The 15,581-nt window shown below is 53.7% G+C and carries 17 protein-coding genes; 5 read left to right on the top strand and 12 right to left on the bottom strand.

The genetic code is table 11. The features are described 5' to 3' along the window. Genes HF324_RS25320 through HF324_RS25305 form a run of 4 tightly spaced genes read right to left on the bottom strand, consistent with a single transcriptional unit; the run spans nucleotide 1 to nucleotide 3,917 of the window. The gene (locus HF324_RS25320; RefSeq protein ID WP_168861129.1) at nucleotides 1–1,446 is read right to left on the bottom strand and encodes a DUF3526 domain-containing protein; all 1,446 of its coding nucleotides are present in this window, start codon (nucleotides 1,444–1,446) and stop codon (nucleotides 1–3) included. Then, complete coding sequence (locus tag HF324_RS25315) at nucleotides 1,433–2,809, bottom strand: DUF3526 domain-containing protein (protein WP_168861128.1); 1,377 nt, start codon at nucleotides 2,807–2,809, stop codon at nucleotides 1,433–1,435. Before HF324_RS25315 ends, HF324_RS25320 begins: the two co-directional genes overlap by 14 nt. A gap of 13 nt (nucleotides 2,810–2,822) precedes the next feature. Then, nucleotides 2,823–3,533 (bottom strand): ABC transporter ATP-binding protein, encoded by a 711-nt coding sequence (locus tag HF324_RS25310; RefSeq protein WP_168805564.1) that lies wholly within the window; start codon nucleotides 3,531–3,533, stop codon nucleotides 2,823–2,825. A gap of 57 nt (nucleotides 3,534–3,590) precedes the next feature. Continuing rightward, the gene (locus tag HF324_RS25305; RefSeq protein WP_168861127.1) at nucleotides 3,591–3,917 is read right to left on the bottom strand and encodes a hypothetical protein; all 327 of its coding nucleotides are present in this window, start codon (nucleotides 3,915–3,917) and stop codon (nucleotides 3,591–3,593) included. Between the two features lie 328 nt (nucleotides 3,918–4,245). Here HF324_RS25305 and HF324_RS25300 point away from each other — a divergent pair, with 328 nt between their 5' ends. After that, nucleotides 4,246–4,941, top strand: coding sequence for a hypothetical protein (locus tag HF324_RS25300; protein ID WP_168861126.1), 696 nt, complete (start codon nucleotides 4,246–4,248; stop codon nucleotides 4,939–4,941). 2 nt (nucleotides 4,942–4,943) lie between these two features. Here the strand turns inward: HF324_RS25300 and HF324_RS25295 are convergent, their stop codons facing one another. The 5 genes from HF324_RS25295 to HF324_RS25275 all read right to left on the bottom strand — a co-directional run bounded on the left by HF324_RS25295 (nucleotide 4,944) and on the right by HF324_RS25275 (nucleotide 8,513). After that, nucleotides 4,944–5,780: an SDR family oxidoreductase gene (locus HF324_RS25295; protein ID WP_168861125.1), complete on the bottom strand. Its 837-nt coding sequence runs from the start codon at nucleotides 5,778–5,780 to the stop codon at nucleotides 4,944–4,946. 11 nt (nucleotides 5,781–5,791) lie between these two features. Then, nucleotides 5,792–6,886, bottom strand: coding sequence for an NAD(P)H-dependent flavin oxidoreductase (locus HF324_RS25290; protein ID WP_168861124.1), 1,095 nt, complete (start codon nucleotides 6,884–6,886; stop codon nucleotides 5,792–5,794). A gap of 10 nt (nucleotides 6,887–6,896) precedes the next feature. Continuing rightward, a complete protein-coding gene (locus HF324_RS25285; protein WP_168861123.1) occupies nucleotides 6,897–7,349 on the bottom strand; it encodes a nuclear transport factor 2 family protein in 453 nt (150 codons plus the stop codon). Beyond that, nucleotides 7,346–7,867 (bottom strand): YceI family protein, encoded by a 522-nt coding sequence (locus HF324_RS25280; protein WP_168861122.1) that lies wholly within the window; start codon nucleotides 7,865–7,867, stop codon nucleotides 7,346–7,348. The genes HF324_RS25285 and HF324_RS25280 overlap by 4 nt, the downstream gene beginning before the upstream one ends. Before the next feature lie 64 nt (nucleotides 7,868–7,931). Beyond that, a complete protein-coding gene (locus HF324_RS25275) occupies nucleotides 7,932–8,513 on the bottom strand; it encodes a Crp/Fnr family transcriptional regulator (protein WP_168805550.1) in 582 nt (193 codons plus the stop codon). Between the two features lie 123 nt (nucleotides 8,514–8,636). Between HF324_RS25275 and HF324_RS25270 the strand changes: the two genes are divergently transcribed. Genes HF324_RS25270 through HF324_RS25260 form a run of 3 tightly spaced genes read left to right on the top strand, consistent with a single transcriptional unit; the run spans nucleotide 8,637 to nucleotide 11,055 of the window. After that, nucleotides 8,637–9,395, top strand: coding sequence for an OBAP family protein (locus HF324_RS25270; RefSeq protein WP_168861121.1), 759 nt, complete (start codon nucleotides 8,637–8,639; stop codon nucleotides 9,393–9,395). Between the two features lie 11 nt (nucleotides 9,396–9,406). After that, on the top strand, nucleotides 9,407–10,729 hold the full coding sequence (locus tag HF324_RS25265) for a hypothetical protein (RefSeq protein ID WP_168861120.1): 1,323 nt from the start codon (nucleotides 9,407–9,409) through the stop codon (nucleotides 10,727–10,729). A 32-nt stretch (nucleotides 10,730–10,761) separates the two neighbouring features. After that, complete coding sequence (locus HF324_RS25260; protein WP_168861119.1) at nucleotides 10,762–11,055, top strand: hypothetical protein; 294 nt, start codon at nucleotides 10,762–10,764, stop codon at nucleotides 11,053–11,055. A gap of 137 nt (nucleotides 11,056–11,192) precedes the next feature. Here the strand turns inward: HF324_RS25260 and HF324_RS25255 are convergent, their stop codons facing one another. Continuing rightward, nucleotides 11,193–11,924: a DsbA family protein gene (locus HF324_RS25255; protein WP_168861118.1), complete on the bottom strand. Its 732-nt coding sequence runs from the start codon at nucleotides 11,922–11,924 to the stop codon at nucleotides 11,193–11,195. Beyond that, complete coding sequence (locus HF324_RS25250) at nucleotides 11,881–12,879, bottom strand: manganese catalase family protein (RefSeq protein WP_168861117.1); 999 nt, start codon at nucleotides 12,877–12,879, stop codon at nucleotides 11,881–11,883. The genes HF324_RS25255 and HF324_RS25250 overlap by 44 nt, the downstream gene beginning before the upstream one ends. Before the next feature lie 243 nt (nucleotides 12,880–13,122). Here HF324_RS25250 and HF324_RS25245 point away from each other — a divergent pair, with 243 nt between their 5' ends. After that, nucleotides 13,123–14,643 carry an FAD-dependent oxidoreductase gene (locus HF324_RS25245; RefSeq protein WP_168861116.1) on the top strand — a complete coding sequence of 507 codons (1,521 nt, stop codon included), beginning with the start codon at nucleotides 13,123–13,125 and terminating at the stop codon, nucleotides 14,641–14,643. Here HF324_RS25245 and HF324_RS25240 read toward each other — a convergent pair. Then, the gene (locus tag HF324_RS25240; protein WP_168805540.1) at nucleotides 14,636–15,487 is read right to left on the bottom strand and encodes an alpha/beta fold hydrolase; all 852 of its coding nucleotides are present in this window, start codon (nucleotides 15,485–15,487) and stop codon (nucleotides 14,636–14,638) included. The two genes, HF324_RS25245 and HF324_RS25240, sit on opposite strands and share 8 nt — an antisense overlap. Between the last annotated feature and the right edge of the window lie 94 nt (nucleotides 15,488–15,581).

Genomic DNA, 15,581 nt, shown 5'->3' with positions numbered 1-15,581 from the left:
TCATATTTTATAGAGATCATTCAATTTTCTTTTGAGCACCAGCGTTCCGCTGCACAGCAGCGCAACGGTCAGCGCCAGCAGGTACCCGATACCGCTGCGCCAGCGGGCCGGGCTCTCCGGGTTGTATGACGGATGGTAAACGGGCAGCAACTGGTAGTCGTTGTCTGCGAGCAGCCGGTCGTGGAAATGCCGCTGATAAAAAAATGTTTTCCATTCGTTGCGGAAGCGGCGTGTCTCTTCCCGGAAATACCCGTAGTCGGAGATGTCTGTCCGGGCGATGCTGTTGAGCAGCCATTGCGTGTATACGGCCGGGTTATATTTTAACGAGGCGTCCAGCAGTTGCTGCGCTGCGCGTTTGCTGGCCTCCTGCGTTCCTGTGAGGCGCTGCATGCGCTGGTCCACGAGCGAATAGTAAGCCATCGCATGACGGGAGCTGGTCATGCCCGTATCGTAAGCCTGTGCATTGCGGTATTGCGGATAAGCCTGGTAGAAGCTGTCCAGCAGCTGTTTTTTGGGAAGATCCCAGGTGTCCCATTCCAGTTCGCGTTGCACGGAGGCGTTGGTGGCGGTATCGTTGGTCTGCGGCCGGTAGGTCATCAACCTGTAAGTAGCAGGTAAAACAATCAGCAGCAATAGCCAGAGGCTGAACAGCGATACCAGGTTGGTGGTGGTATGCTGGTTCCATGCGATGACAAACCAGATCAGTCCCATCCAGAACGACAGCCATACGGCGGCTACGCCGGTCCAGGCGGCCCATGCCAGCCAGGGGAAGGGTTGTCCGGAAGATGCCCATGCCATACCGGCGGTACAGATCACCACCATGGCGGCCAGCAGCAGCAGGTAGCGTATCAGCAGGCGTAACAGCAGCAGCCCGGTGAGCGCGCCATGCTGGACGAGCAACAGCGGGAGCGTGCCCTGCTCTTTTTCCTGCGCCAGCAGATGGTAGCTCATGCAAATGGCCAGCAGCGGCACCAGGTAGATAAGCAGGAAAGCCGTGTCGAAGTTGCCGGTGGCCAGCTGCAGCGGATTGCTGATCTTTTCTTCCGCAGGGGCGTAACTGCTTTTGACAGCGATGGGATAATAATATTTAGCGAGATCGCTCATGCCGACAGACAGCACTGCCGCGGGCGCCGGGGAATACCAGGTGTGGGCATGCAGCCGGTGATCGGCCACGATGGGCCAGGCGGCCGCAATATAGGCAGCTTTCCCCTTCGGCGTGGTGGTATCGGCCTGCAGCTGGTGACGCAGGGTGATCAGCTGTTGCTGATAGTGTTGTTGGAGACTGTCAACAGCCGCCTGTTGTTTTGCCGATACTGCATGGCCATAGTACAAGGCTATCGCAGCAGCGGGCAACAGGATGGCGGCGATAACCGGCAACAGCCTGGTGCGCCATAGTAAACGCCATTCCTGGAGCGCCACGGACCGGTATGTATTAAATCGATGCATGTCTGGCGGCGCGGTTTAAAAGTGAAATACTGATCAACAGCCACAGCAGCAGGGAAAGTGCCGGTAGCCATAGCCCGCGGAGGACTTGTGCCGTAGCGGGTGGTGTATATTGAAATGTTTCTGCATGCTGGTACAGTTGACGTTCGTGCGCTCCGCCATAAGCCATGGCCTGGTTCAGCCGGCGGATAAACCGGTTGCGGTATGCGCCCGCCGCCTGGTAAAAATGATACTGATGTTCGTAGTCGGTGCCGCAGAGCGCCATGGAAATACTGCGGACGGCAAGGTATGGGTCGGCCGCCGCGAGGTAACGCTGCACGCTGTTTTGTCGCCGTATCTGGCTGTCGGTCATGGCGGCGTACTTTTCGTATACCCGTTGCATGTAGTCTTCATCCGCCTGCAGGCGGATGGCATCGAAATTTACGGGCAGCTGATCAGGGGAGCTGACTTTATACTGTTGCAATACAGATTGTTCGAGGCGTGCGGTGCGTGCATCTCTCGGGTCATTGCCGTCGATGCCCGTTTTGTTGGCCTGATCAATTTTTTCCTGCAGGTAAGGCTGGGAGGGCAAGGGGTAGAGCGCTTCGCCGGTAGCTGCCGCGAGGCGGGGCAGCAGGATGTGCCAGCACAACCAGATGCTGCACAGCAATAGGAGTGACTGGCCTGCGTGGCGGGCCACGGCGGAGAGCCAGAGGCCGAGTATGACGAAGATGCTGGCATAGCAGCTATAGGTGATCACGAGTAAGCCTATACGGGGAAGGTTACCGGTGGTGGTCATCGCCGGGAAATACAAAAGCATGGAGAGCAATAGCAACAGGACCATAATGCCCAGGTATACGGCGGCCTTGCCGCGAAGAATGTGGCGGGGAGTGGCGCCCTGTATCAGCATTAGCCGCAGGGTGCCGCTGGTTTTTTCCTGCGTGTAACTGTTGAAGCACAGGAAAAAAAGTAACAATGGAAAAAACAGTTGCAGTACCGTTGCGGGCGTGAGGGCGCCAAAGCGGAGATATACGTCGCCCGGTTCTAAAGGCGGCGTGGCCATCTGGTGCTGCACATGCGCTTCTATCCGCAGGGAATTGCCGGTAAAAGACTCCAGTCCGTTATCGAACCTGCTCAGGGGCGTGAGCGGTTTGAAGATATAAGTGCCGAAATGGGCGGCGCTGTGCGGGTCATCTGCGCGCAGCTGTTCCCATTGCTGGCGGAACTGCCGGTTGGCCGTTTCCCGCTGTTGCTGCTCCTGCTGGTACAGCAGGCGGGAGCCGGCCGCGGCGATGCCGGACAGGACCAGTGCAGACAGGAGGGTGACGGCCATGGTGCGGTTACGCAGCACCATGTGCCATTCTTTGATGGCAATTGTTCTGAACATAGCAGGATGTTGATTACCAGGTAGATATTTCCATGTATTCCATATAGCTGTTTTCCAGCGTATAGTGATCTGTAGCGGCGGCGTCCATGACGGTCAGCAAGTGCCCGTCCCGCATAATACCGATGCGGGTGGCCACTTCTTTGGCGCGGTAAATATCATGGGTAGCCATCAGCACGGCACGGCCTTCCTGGCTGAAACGCCGCAGTAACGCGGAGAACTCGTTGCTGGCGCTGGGGTCCAGCCCTGAGGTGGGCTCGTCCAGCAGCAGGGCGCCTGCATTTTTAGCCGTAGCGATAGCGATGCCTACTTTCTGCCGCATCCCTTTGGAGTAACCCTGCACCGGCCGGTGAAGGGCGGATTCCTGCAAACCGGCATCCAGCAACAAACCGATGGCCGTTTCCCTGGACAGTTGTTCCCCGGTGAGCGAATGGAAAAAAGTCAGGTTCTCCAGGCCGCTCAGGTAAGGGTATAAGGTAACGGTCTCGGGTATATAGGCGAGATGCCGCCGCGCTTCCTGCGGCTGACGGAATACAGGTATACCGTTTACCAGCGCCTGCCCGGAGGTGGGCGCCTGAAAACCCAGAAAACAACTGATGGTAGTGGTTTTGCCGGCGCCATTAGGCCCCAGCAGGCAGAAAATTTCACCTTTGGCTACAGACAGGTCCAGCGCATGCAGCGCGGTATGCCCACCAAATGTTTTGGTCAACGCAATAGCTTGCAGCATAAGTTACAGCAATACGGGTACAATGAAACAGGAAAGGAAGTGGTGTCGTGGAGGGAATCACGCGGCAGGAGGCCCTCTGCCGGCCTGCACCTGTTGTACGCCCGGATGCCAGTCAGCTGTAAAAACGGAAAGTGTAGTGTATGGAGTGGATAGTAGCTGCGGAGTGGAGAGAAAATCAGGGACGGTAGCATCTTTGGCGAGCTGAAAATCGCAGATGTCGCAGGCATGCGATGTATGGACCTGCTGCTCATGATGCTGCGTCATATAGCCCTGGCTGTTGGCCGGGTGATGGTGAAGCAGTTTTACCATCTGCACAAACACCAGCAGGGCCATCAGCATGAAGGCCAGTAGTCTGCGGGTGATGTCAAATGGTTTTGGGTGCATACAGCAAATATAGGGGATGTATTTTAAAAATGAAACACAGTTGCAAAAAATATATTAATCAGGCCATTCAAAAAATTCGGCCTGCTGCGGGTTGGCAGCGGCGGGCTTAACAGGATCATCGCTGCGCCATCCTTCATCCTGTATTCAAAGTAACCACCGTTAGCCTATTCCAGCTCTTCCGGGCGAAGACGCTGATCATTTCCGGCACCGGGATTCATGATCGCTCCGGTCAGGAAAGGTAGTGTAGATAAGCATGGTGTCAATATTGTTTTTTAGGATGATAATTGCGGAGCGTACATTACTTTAGTATCTGATATTATTGGTATTAATGGAGACAAAAACGAGAGATATATTCCTGGCCGCCTGCACGAAGATCGCAGAACAGCTGGCAATACACGGCTTTAAGCCTATGCAGAAAGCACAGACGATCCGGAAGACCACCCGCAATAAAAAAGTATATCTCGATATCCATTTTCAGTCGAGCGTAAAAAACTGGAGCGGCGGGGTCATGCTATGGCCCTATCTGAGCATCGCTTCCAATGAGTTGAAGAGGTGGCAGGTACAACAGCACCGGGAGGGGAATGCAACGGGCACCATCTTCGCGACAAGGCTGGAAAACCTGACACCGCTGAAGAATAAAACGCAGGACTGGAATATGGCGGTCAGCAACCAGGACAATGTGATCCCGAAGTTGTGTGAACTGATTGTCGCCTATACGCTGCCGCTGGTGGATCTGTTGGAGGACACGGATCAGGCGGTACAGTTCATGGTGGCCAACGGCGTGGCTTTTAATGAACATTTCGATACCCGTCATCAAAACCTGCCCATAGACTTTCTTTGCTGTTTTGGCTCCGTTGCACTGGCACAAAAAGCGTTTGACAACTATCTCCTGCAACAAAAGTTAACGGCCAGCGCTAAACGTTTTTATGAAGAGATAGCTGCCAAAGGCGAGGCGGCAAACCGGGTGGTGACGGACAGCACGATGCGGGCCGCCTATAGGAATCAACTAACCATCAATGGCTAAGATTAAAAATCCGCTGAAATAGTGGTTTGTTTCCATTGTTCCAGTTCTGCGGACATATCGTTTATTTTTTTGGCGGCACGGAGGTACGCATCTTCGCCCAGGAATAGGTGCAGCGGGGGATCGGGGCGTTCTGCCAGCGCTATGAAAATAGCCGCCGCTTTTTCCGGATCGCCGGGCTGCCGCCCGTTCATGGCGAGATATCTTTCCTGCGTCTTTCTTACCGCTTCATACCCGGCTATCCGCGGTGCTGTATAGCTGAGCGAATTTTCTGTCAGGAATCCCGTACGGAATCCTGCCGGTTCTATTACCGTGACACGGATGCCAAATTCGGCGACATCGAGGGCCAGCACTTCTGAGAAAGCGGCCAGCGCTGCTTTGGTAGCGGAATAGACGGCCCATCCCGGAGCGCCGGCAAATCCTGCCACGGAACCGATGTTGATAATATAACCATCTCTTTGTTCCCGCAGCAGTGGCAATATCCGTTTGGTCACTTCTATCGCGGCCACCACATTGATATTGATGATATCCCTGATGTCCTGCTCCCGGGCTTCTTCCACTGTGCCGGCCATACCGTAACCGGCATTGTTCACCACTACATCTATTCTTCCGAAAGCGGCAATGGTTTGCCTGATGGAATCGTCAATGCTGTCGGGGTTGGTCAGGTTTACGGTCAACGGCAGGAAACGGGTTTTGTCGATAATACCTGTAGCCTCCTGTAACAGTCCTGCATTGCGGGAGGTGGCTGCTACGCGGTGACCGGCGCGCAGCAGTTGTTTGACGAGGCTCAGGCCCAGCCCTTGTGAGGCGCCGGTGATATACCATACTTTGGATGTTTGCATGACGGAGGATTTTAAGCGAGCGTTGTTGCCGGCCGTTCAAAGAAGGCGGCGGTATCGGTGATGAGCGATTGCATCAGCGCCTGGGCTTTCCGGTGCCGGAGCAATGGGGCTATTTGTCCGCTCCAGAAAAAGACTTTGTCCCACTGTTGCTGGTCGATAGCTGCCTTACGGAGGGAAGACATCAGCGTGGATTGTAACGGGAACGGCAATACGGCGTTTTCTTTCCCTGTGAGGTCTTCGCTGATGCTGTTGACGAGGCCGCGTCCCAGCCGGCCGGTAAAGGCGCGGGTAAGCGTAGTATGTTTGCCAGCAGGGGAAAACAGCTGTTGCTTATGCATGGGCATGGCATTGGATTCATCGCAGGCCAGGAAAGCGGTGCCTATCTGTACGGCTTCTGCGCCTAACAGTAACGCCGCTGCTGCTCCCCGTCCGTCAGCGATGCCCCCGGCGGCAATGACAGGGACCTTCACTTTTTCCCGTACCAGCTGCAATAACACGGACGTTCCCATCAGGGAGCGCTCTGCAGGCGCCAGGAAAGACGGTCGGTGACCACCTGCCTCAAACCCGGAGGCGATGATCATGTCTACACCGGCATCTTCGAGCACTACCGCTTCGTCGGGCGTAGTGGCGGCGCCGACAGTAATGATGCCGGCCCTGCGGCATTGTTCCATGACATCGGCAGACAGAACACCGAAGACAAAACTGAATACTTTAGGCCGGATATCCAGTACGGTCTGCAGCTGGTTCTGAAACCGCGATTCAAAAGGCGCCGGCTTCTCCGGAAAAGGCAGTCCCAGCGCCTCGAAATAAGGTTGAAATACCTTCTGCGCCAGCGCATAGTCCGCATCGCTGACAGGGCTACCGGGAGCGTCGGCATCGGATACCCATAAGTTGAGATTATAGGGCCGGTGGGTGAGCGCCCTGATCTGTTGGTCTGCTTCCCTGATTTCCTGCGGACTAAGGGTATAAGCGCCGTAGCCGCCCAGTCCCCCTGCGTTGGACACCGTGGCCACCAGTTCGGGAGAGGAAAACCGGCCGCCGAAAGGTCCCTGGAAGATGGGATAGTCAATTTGCAATAATTGCGTTACGCGGGTGTTGTTCCACATGATGATAAATTTATTCCGGGATATCGCTGATCATCTTGCTGACGATCAGCCATTGTCCGTCGATCTTATGAAAAGAGAGGAATTCGTGGTAATGGAAGTCGTACATTTTTACGCGGACTTCCGCCACGGCAATGGAGCGGACAGCCCGTACCTCCAGTATTTTACCTTTGAAAGGCTGGCCGGAATCTTTGGGTGACTGCCGGTGCTGTACGCCATCCAGGTATTGCGCCAGCGTTTTGGCGTACGGCTGTCCTTTTACATCTCCGAAAAGTAGCGTGCCGGGATGATAGATCTTTTGCAGTTGCGGCACGTCTCCTGTATAGATCCCTTTGAAATAATATTCCTCCAGTACCTGCGTGATAGCAAGGGAATCCTTTTGTGCTGTGGTCATGGTCATCTTTTTTTGCGCCTGTATATCCCACCACCAGCAGGACAATAAGGCGGTTATGATAAAGGTCTTCATGAGACAGCTTTTGCTGTCAGGCTTACGTATAATTCAAAATCGTTATAGATCAGCGTATCGCCCAGGTCTTTGAAAAAATTTCCGGAGCGGTATTTTATGTTGTACAATGTCCGGTCGATAATGATTTTACCGGTGGCTGTCAGCGCATCGCCTGCAACCTGCAACCGGCTGGTGAAGCCCACCGGGTGAGTGATTCCTTTAATGGTCAGGTTTCCTTCGATGTTGTTGCCATCGGTGGCTGTGATCTCGAAATAGGCTTCCGGGTACTGTTGAATGGCAAAAAAGTCATCGGACGCGAGGTGGTCCGCAAACTGCGCGTTGGTAGCCGGATCTGTGATGTCCAGGATTTTGATAGAAGTGGTATCGATGGTGAATTTTCCTCCTGTCAGCTGACCGTCGGTCAACAGGAGCGTGCCCTGTTTCAGGTCGATGGTGCCGTTATGCGCGCCGGTTACTTTTTTACCCAGCCAGTCAATATTGCTTTGTGCAACAGCGATGTCGAATTGTTGTGTTTTCATTTTCAGGTGTGTTTGTTTTGATACAAAGTAACACCGGATTCGGGGATGGATGATGTGACCTACATCACTTTTTAACAGTGTTATACAACCGGCTAAGGGTTTCCCGGGATACGCCGAGGTAAGCGGCAATCAGGTGTTTGGGGACCAGGTGGTGCAGCTGCGGATAGAGTTGCAGCAGTTCTTCATAGCGTGTTTTGGCGTCGTTGTTCATAAAGGACAGCAGCCGTTGTTGTGCGGCCACATACCCCCTGTTGGTACGCCAGCGGAAAAAATGTTCCACCTGGTGTATCTCCCGGCAAAGCTTCTCCCGGTTTGTGTTGGAGAGCATCAGCAGTTCTGCATCGGTAATACAGTCTACGTTGATGGTAGCCCTGGTCTGATTATATAAAGCGTGATAGTCGGAGGTCCACCAGGTAGGCATGGCAAACTGCAGGATATGCATTTTGACCTGATCGTTGATATAGAAGGCTTTCAGGCAACCGGAAAGAACGAAGTATTCATGCTCCACCTTGTCGCCTTCGCGGATCACGGTCTGCCCTTTTTTAAAGGCGGCCGGTTGAAAATGCGAAAAGACATAGGCATGCTCCTCCGGTGTCAGGGTAGCGGTTCTGGCGATATGTGCCTGTAATATTTCAGCGGGCTGCATGGCATGAAGATACTTATTTCCGGAAAACGGCCGGAAACATGCCGGACATTTTCATGCGCTTGTGCCCGTAGCGGCCAATGGGGAGGCATTGTTATTGTGTAGCGATATGCTAAACCGGAGGCTATGAAACACTTTATGATATTGCTCAATGTTGCCGGAATCTTACTGCTGGCTGCCTGTGGAGGCGATAATACCCCCTCCAAAGTGGTGTCTCCCGGAGACGAAAAAACCGGCAAAGACCGCTTACTGAACACCGGCGCCGACCTGTTGCAGGACAAAACGCCGTTGCGGCAATTCAATGCCTACCTGGACGGTTTCCATTTCTATAACGGGAATATCGATGCCCAGATGGAAGCCCATCACTATGTTCAGCAGTTAAACGAAGATCTGTACCAGGCGATCATTTTTGACGGTAACGGGCCGGATGCCAAGATAATGGGCATTGAATACATCGTCACTGCCAGGCTGTTTAAAACGCTGCCGGAGGAGGAAAAGAAGTTGTGGCATTCCCATCATTATGAGGTGAAGTCCGGTACGCTGACGGCGCCCGGTATCCCCGCTGCGGCAGAACATGCCCTGATGGAAAAGCTGGTAGATACCTATGGCAAAACCATACACACCTGGCATACCGATCAGCACCGTGACCTGCCCGTAGGCGCTCCTATGGTGATGATGGGATTTACAAAAGACGGCCAGCTCCACCCGGAGCTACTGGCTGCCAGAGACAAAAGGTTTAAGGTGTCTGCGGCAGACATCAAAAAGCGGCGAACGGACATACCGCTGCCAGCAGTAGATCCGATGGCCGATGCATGGGAAAAAGGAGAAGTGAGACAGTTTGTTATCACAAAAGAAATAGACAGCGCTGTTACCAAACACAAATGATCGTTACAGTTATGAAATATCTTTTCTTATGGTGCATTTGCGTGGTATGCCTGCTGCATCCGGCATTTGCCCAGCACGAACATCACAAGGGGATGAAGATGGACACCGCCCGATCTCCGGAGAAGATGGGCCCTATGCAGATGCCCATGAACCATGCTTTTTCGCTGAACCTGCCGATGAACAGGAACGGGTCAGGCACCTCCTGGTTGCCGGACGCTTCACCCATGTATGGATATATGTTCCATTCCCGCAAATGGATGTATATGGTACATGGCAATCTCTTTCTGCGGTACACAAACCAGGACATCGGCCGTAAAGGCGTCAGGGGAGGAGACAAGTTCGGCGCGCCCAACTGGTTTATGCTGATGGCGCAGCGGAAAGTGGGCCGTAGAGGGCTGTTCCATTATGAAGTGATGCTCTCCTTCGACCGGCTGACAGAAGGCGGGGCAGGTTACCCGCTGTTATTCCAGTCGGGCGAAAGCTGGAAAGGACAGCCGCTGGTGGACCGGCAGCATCCGCATGACCTGTTCTCCGGGCTGTCCGTAGGCTACACGTATGCGCTGTCCAAAAACACGGACATCTACGCCAGCTTCGGTTACCCGGGAGAGCCCGCGCTGGGCTCTGTAGCTTTTATGCACCGGCCATCGGCCATGAACAACCCCGACGCGCCGATCAGTCATCACTGGAACGATGGCACGCACATTACGTTCGGCGTGGCGACGCTGGGGGTGAGACTGCATGATTTTAAGCTGGAAGGGAGCATATTTACCGGCAGGGAGCCGGATGAGAACAGGTATGATTTCGACAGGATGCGGTTCGACTCCTGGAGCGGCCGGTTGTCGTATAACCCTTCCCGTAACTGGGCCCTGCAGGTGTCGCATGGGCATATCAAAAGCCCTGAGCTGCTGCATCCCGGCGAAGATGTTAACCGCACTACGGCGTCCGCTGTTTTCAGTCAGCCTTTGCAGCATAACAACCACCTGAATATTACCGGTCTCTGGGGACTGAACAAGAGCAAAGACCATACGGGCGAAAATGCGCTGCTGCTGGAAGGTGCGCTGAACGTAAAACGCGTGGCCGTTTATACCCGCTATGAATGGGTACAAAAGTCAACAGAAGAGCTGGACCTGCCCGGCACGGATAACTTATTCGGCGTTCATGCGGTGACAGGCGGCATCAGTTATGACCTGCTGCGGGCAATGCATACCAGGCTGGCGATAGGTGTTCAGGGCAGCGTGTTCTTCAACGAAAAAGCTTTATACAGTTTGTACGGGAAGAACCCGCTCGCAGGAGAAGTGTACCTGCGGCTGTATCCCGACCTTATGAAACCATAGTTTTTATTTTATCACCTTTTAAATATTTTTTTATGGCAACACTCTCTAAAACAACCACCGATCACGAAGAGATCAAACAATGGGTGGAAGGACGAAAAGGCAAGCCCGCACAGGTAGAAGGTACCGGCGATAAAGGCGGCCCCGGCGTATTACGGATAGACTTTCCCGGTAACGATTCCGGCAGACTGGAAGAAATCAGCTGGGATGATTTCTTTGAAAAATTTGACCAGGAGAAACTGGCATTTTTATACCAGGATGAAACAGCGGACGGCAAAACCAGTTATTTCAATAAGCTGGTGAACCGGGATGAAGCATCCAAAAAATAAAGACCATGCGATTTATAGACAGTACCTGGCACGCTGCGCTGGACTACGTTTACGGGGCGCTGATGATCGGTTCTCCGTGGCTACAGTAAAAAAGAAAGGGCATTCTTAAAAGAACGCCCCTTATTCCGCATGAATCATTATCTCTCACTTTTCATGTCTCCATGCATTAATTTTTCAATGATTTTCTCCAGCTCTTCATAAGGCCGGTAGCCGGTCAGCATCACTGACTGACGGTGGTGGACAGCAGTGAACAGCAACGAAGGAAACCGGCTGATGCCCCTGTTTTTCACTTCCTGTATATCTTTATTGCAGGCTTCCAGCGCTGCCAGTTCTTCCAGGTCCTTTGAGAATTGAAGGGCGTTGAAGGCGCCTTTTGTTTCCGCTGCCAATGTTACTCCCAGTTGCAGCAATACTTCCTTCCGTGCAATGTTTTGCTGCTGTGTCATCACTGCTTTCCGCGCCAGGTACAGGTACTGTTCTTCCATGGCGGGAGACTGCATACCGGCGCATTTTACCGCCAGGCATGCCGGGTAGGAAGATGCCGGCGGATCACGGAACCAGATGGTGCTGTCCAGCGGCACACCGGTAGTATGGTTTACCTGCATCCATATGGGGCCCATCTGGGCCGGGCGGGAAACAGACAATAACGGATCGTGGTAGCCTTGCCACTGCTGCAGCAGGCCGCCCATACAGTACCGGATGTTGAGCTGTTTTTTGTAGACGGTTTTGAATTGTTGCCATACCGTTTCAAACGCCCAGCTCCAGCAGCACAACGGGTCGGTATAATACACTGCCTGTAATGTGCCTGGCGCACTACCGGGAATTTTATTTTTTTGTCCGGGAGCTTCCGGGTGTTTTAGTTTCTCCATCAGTAGCTGTTATCTGTTTACTGTGTTCACTCCATGCCTGTGCACCGATAGGCACCGCCATGTTGATTTCCTCGCTCCTTTGCAGGCTGTTGCTTTTATCCAGCTGGTCCACGCCTTCGACAGTCCGTTGCGTTCCGACGGGTTTCACATCCAGTAAGCCGTTTGTTTCCAGTACATACCTGACGGGATCTTCGATGTACTGCCAGGTTTCTCCCAGCTGGGAAGACTCTCCGGAGTTCCAGGTGTTGCGTGCGTCTGCGCCGCTGGACATATTAAAATAGAGATTGCTGTACCGTGGGTCTGTCTGCAGTACGCCGGGAGGGAAATTGGGCTGTATGGAATCCAGGGCGGCTTCAAACATCTGGAAATGGGCCACTTCCCGCGTCATGAGGAAATTGAGCGTTTCTTTTACGTAGGGATCATCGGTGAACTGTAAAAGATATTCATATGTGATCTTGGCGCGTGATTCTGCCGCGATATCTGAGCGGAGGTCTACCGTAAGATCGCCGTTGCAGTCGCCGTTGATGTAAGCCGCGGACCAGGGCACGCCCTGGCTGTTGGTATAGGCGGGGCCGCCACCGGAGGATACCAGCGTCTGCGGCGCTACCATGGCGGTGTGGATAAACTCTTCCTTTTTGTGTTTGCCGTCCAGCAAGGTCATGATTTCCGATTCATCGGCCGCTTTTTTCAGATCGCCGTTGATGCCCTGCAGCAACATCTGGATGGTAGCGCCTACTATTTCCAGGTGGCTGAACTCTTCTGTGGCGATGTCCATCAGCAAATCATATTTATCCGGGAAAGGCGCCCTGGCGGCAAATGCCTGTCCGAAGTAACGGAGTGCGGCCGCCAGTTCCCCGTTAGCGCCGCCGAACTGCTCCAGTAACAAAGTGGCGAAAGCCGGGTCTGGTTTGGATACCCTGGCATTGAACTGCAGATCTTTTACGTGATAAAACATACGGTACGTTTTAAGGTGAACAATATTTCATCTCCGTACCATCTGTACAAAAGCACGTCCACTTACACCGGATGCAGCCGTAGTTTGAAAGGATATGCTGATGGTGCGCCGCTGTGGCCTGTTGACAAGGATGTTTCCGCATATAGGGGAACACCTGCGATGAACTGCTGAGCTCCATGGTCCGGGCAATCGTTTCCCTGCTGGCATAAAATTTCGTCCACATTCTATAAAATAACTACGGCTATGATACAACGCGATGCACATACCGTCAGTCTCTGGCAAGACCACGCAGGCGGTTACAATTCCATTAACAAGGCGGACCCGGAGAAAACATATGATGTGATTATTGCCGGCGGTGGTATCACCGGTATCACTACTGCCTTCCTGCTTCAGAACGCCGGCAGGAACTGCCTGGTGGTGGAAGCCGCTAACCTGGGCTATGGTACCACCGGCGGCACTACGGCACACCTCAATACGTTGCTGGACGTACCTTACGACACCATACAGAAAAACTTCGGCAAGGAAGGCGCGCGGCAGGTGAGAGAAGCTACGGCAGAGGCTATTCAACTCATCAAACATCATATTGACCGGTTCGATATCCGGTGTGGATTTGAATACGCAGATGCGTATATGTTTGCCCAAACGGACCGGGAAGCCGGGGCGCTGAAAGATATTACGGAAGCCACCCTGATGGCCGGTGCGGATGTGTCGGGCGTAGACAGGGTGCCGTTGCCGCTGGCGGCTAAAAAAGCCATTAAAGTAACCGGGCAGGCAAAATTCAATCCGTTGCCTTATATACAGCGCCTCGCCACCGCGTTTGAACATATGGGCGGCACCATCCTGCAACAAAGCCGTGTGACGGCCGTACAGGACGATGAGACGATACTGGTCATCACCACCCAGGGTTCTTTCCATTGCCGGCAGTTTGTATATGCCACGCATATTCCGCCAAGCGTCAACCTGCTGCACCTGCGCTGCGTACCTTATCGCAGTTATGTGGTTGCTGCTACGCTGGCAGATAATAACTACCCGGAAGATCTCAGCTACGATATGCAGCAGCCTTTCCATTACTACAGAACACAGATGGTAGAAGGGCAACGTTACCTGATCGTTGGCGGAGAAGATCACAAAACAGGACACCAGGAAAATACGGAAACCTGCTTCCGTAAATTAGAGGCGCATGTACGCGAATTATTCAACGTCGAAGATATCCGCTACCGCTGGTCGGCGCAATACTATGAACCGGCGGACGGTATTCCCTATATCGGGCGGCTGCCGGGACAAACCGGCGAAATATACGTAGCCACCGGGTTTAGCGGCAACGGTATGGTCTATGGCACCGTGTCTGCCTTGTTGCTGAAGCGGCTGTTGCTGGGACTTCACAGCGACTACATCAAACTGTTTGACCCCAGCAGGATCAAACCGGTGGCAGGGTTCAATACTTTCGTGCCGCATAATGCCGATGTCGTGAAACAACTGGCCAGCCGGCTGTTTCCGGCGGAGAAACTGGAACAGCTGGCGGGACTCGCGCCGGGTGAAGGTAAACTGGTGAATTACGAAGGTTCGAAGATAGCGCTGTATAAAGATGAACAGGGCGGCTTACATGCAGTAGACCCTGTTTGTACCCACCTGGGCTGCGAAGTACACTGGAACCAGGCCGAAAGGTCGTGGGACTGTCCCTGTCACGGGGCCCGCTACAGTGTGGACGGACAGGTGCTGAACACCCCGGCCGGCAAGGGGCTCGACCCGCACGATATTAAATAGGCCGGTTGTCTTCCAGGAAAGCATGCATAGCACGGGCTACGCCGGCAGGATTTTCCTCCGGCGTAAAATGCCCGCTGTTATCGATCTGTATACCGGTGACCTGCGTACAACCACTGTTTTTAAGTCCTTCGGTATAAGTGGAGAGATCACCGGGTTCCCGGTCTCCCCGGAGATATAGTACCGGAACGGCTACCGTTGGTTCGGGCGCCGTTTCTTTTTCATCTTCGGCGAATGCCCTGTACCATCCGAGGCTGGCCTTCAGGGCGGCGGCAGCGGAGTACACGCGGACATAATGCTGCCTTTTTTCATCATCCACTGCGTGCCTGTTAAACGCCAGCGTATCATAGAAATAATTGCATAAGAGCGGTTCATGGCCCGGCATCATGGCCTCGGGCAATGCCGGCGTGGCGAAGTAGGCGAAATGCCAGATGTGAGGATTCCGTTTCACTTCTTCCCATGGTTCCACGCCAGGGATGGCAGTGCTCATGATAACGGCGGCGTCGAGCAGGTGCGGGAACTGCCGCAGCATGGCATAAGCGATCATACCGCCAATGTCATGGCCGGCCACCACGATGCGGGATAATCCCAACGACATAACGAGCGTCGCCAGGTGTGCGGCCAGTGTTTTTTTATCGTAATAACCGATGTCTTCAGAATCGCCGATGCCGGGGAGGTCTGCTGCCAGCACGTAGTAGTCTTTCGACAGCAGCTTCATCAGGTCTTCAAATGCCAGCCATGATTGCGGATAGCCATGCAGCAGCAGGATGGCGGGCGCGGGCTGTTTTCCGGCTGTTACCACATGCAGCTGCCGGTCGTGCACCGGGATGTCCAGATGTTTAAACATAGGAGCGTTTTTGTGCATAAGCGCGGCAAAAATGAAGCCGTGGCGTTAACCGTTGTTTAACAGTCTGTGGATAATTAGCGGGCTTTTTTTATTT

Source organism: Chitinophaga oryzae (assembly GCF_012516375.2).
GTDB lineage: Bacteria > Bacteroidota > Bacteroidia > Chitinophagales > Chitinophagaceae > Chitinophaga > Chitinophaga oryzae.
This window is presented reverse-complemented; position numbering and strand designations above follow the sequence as displayed.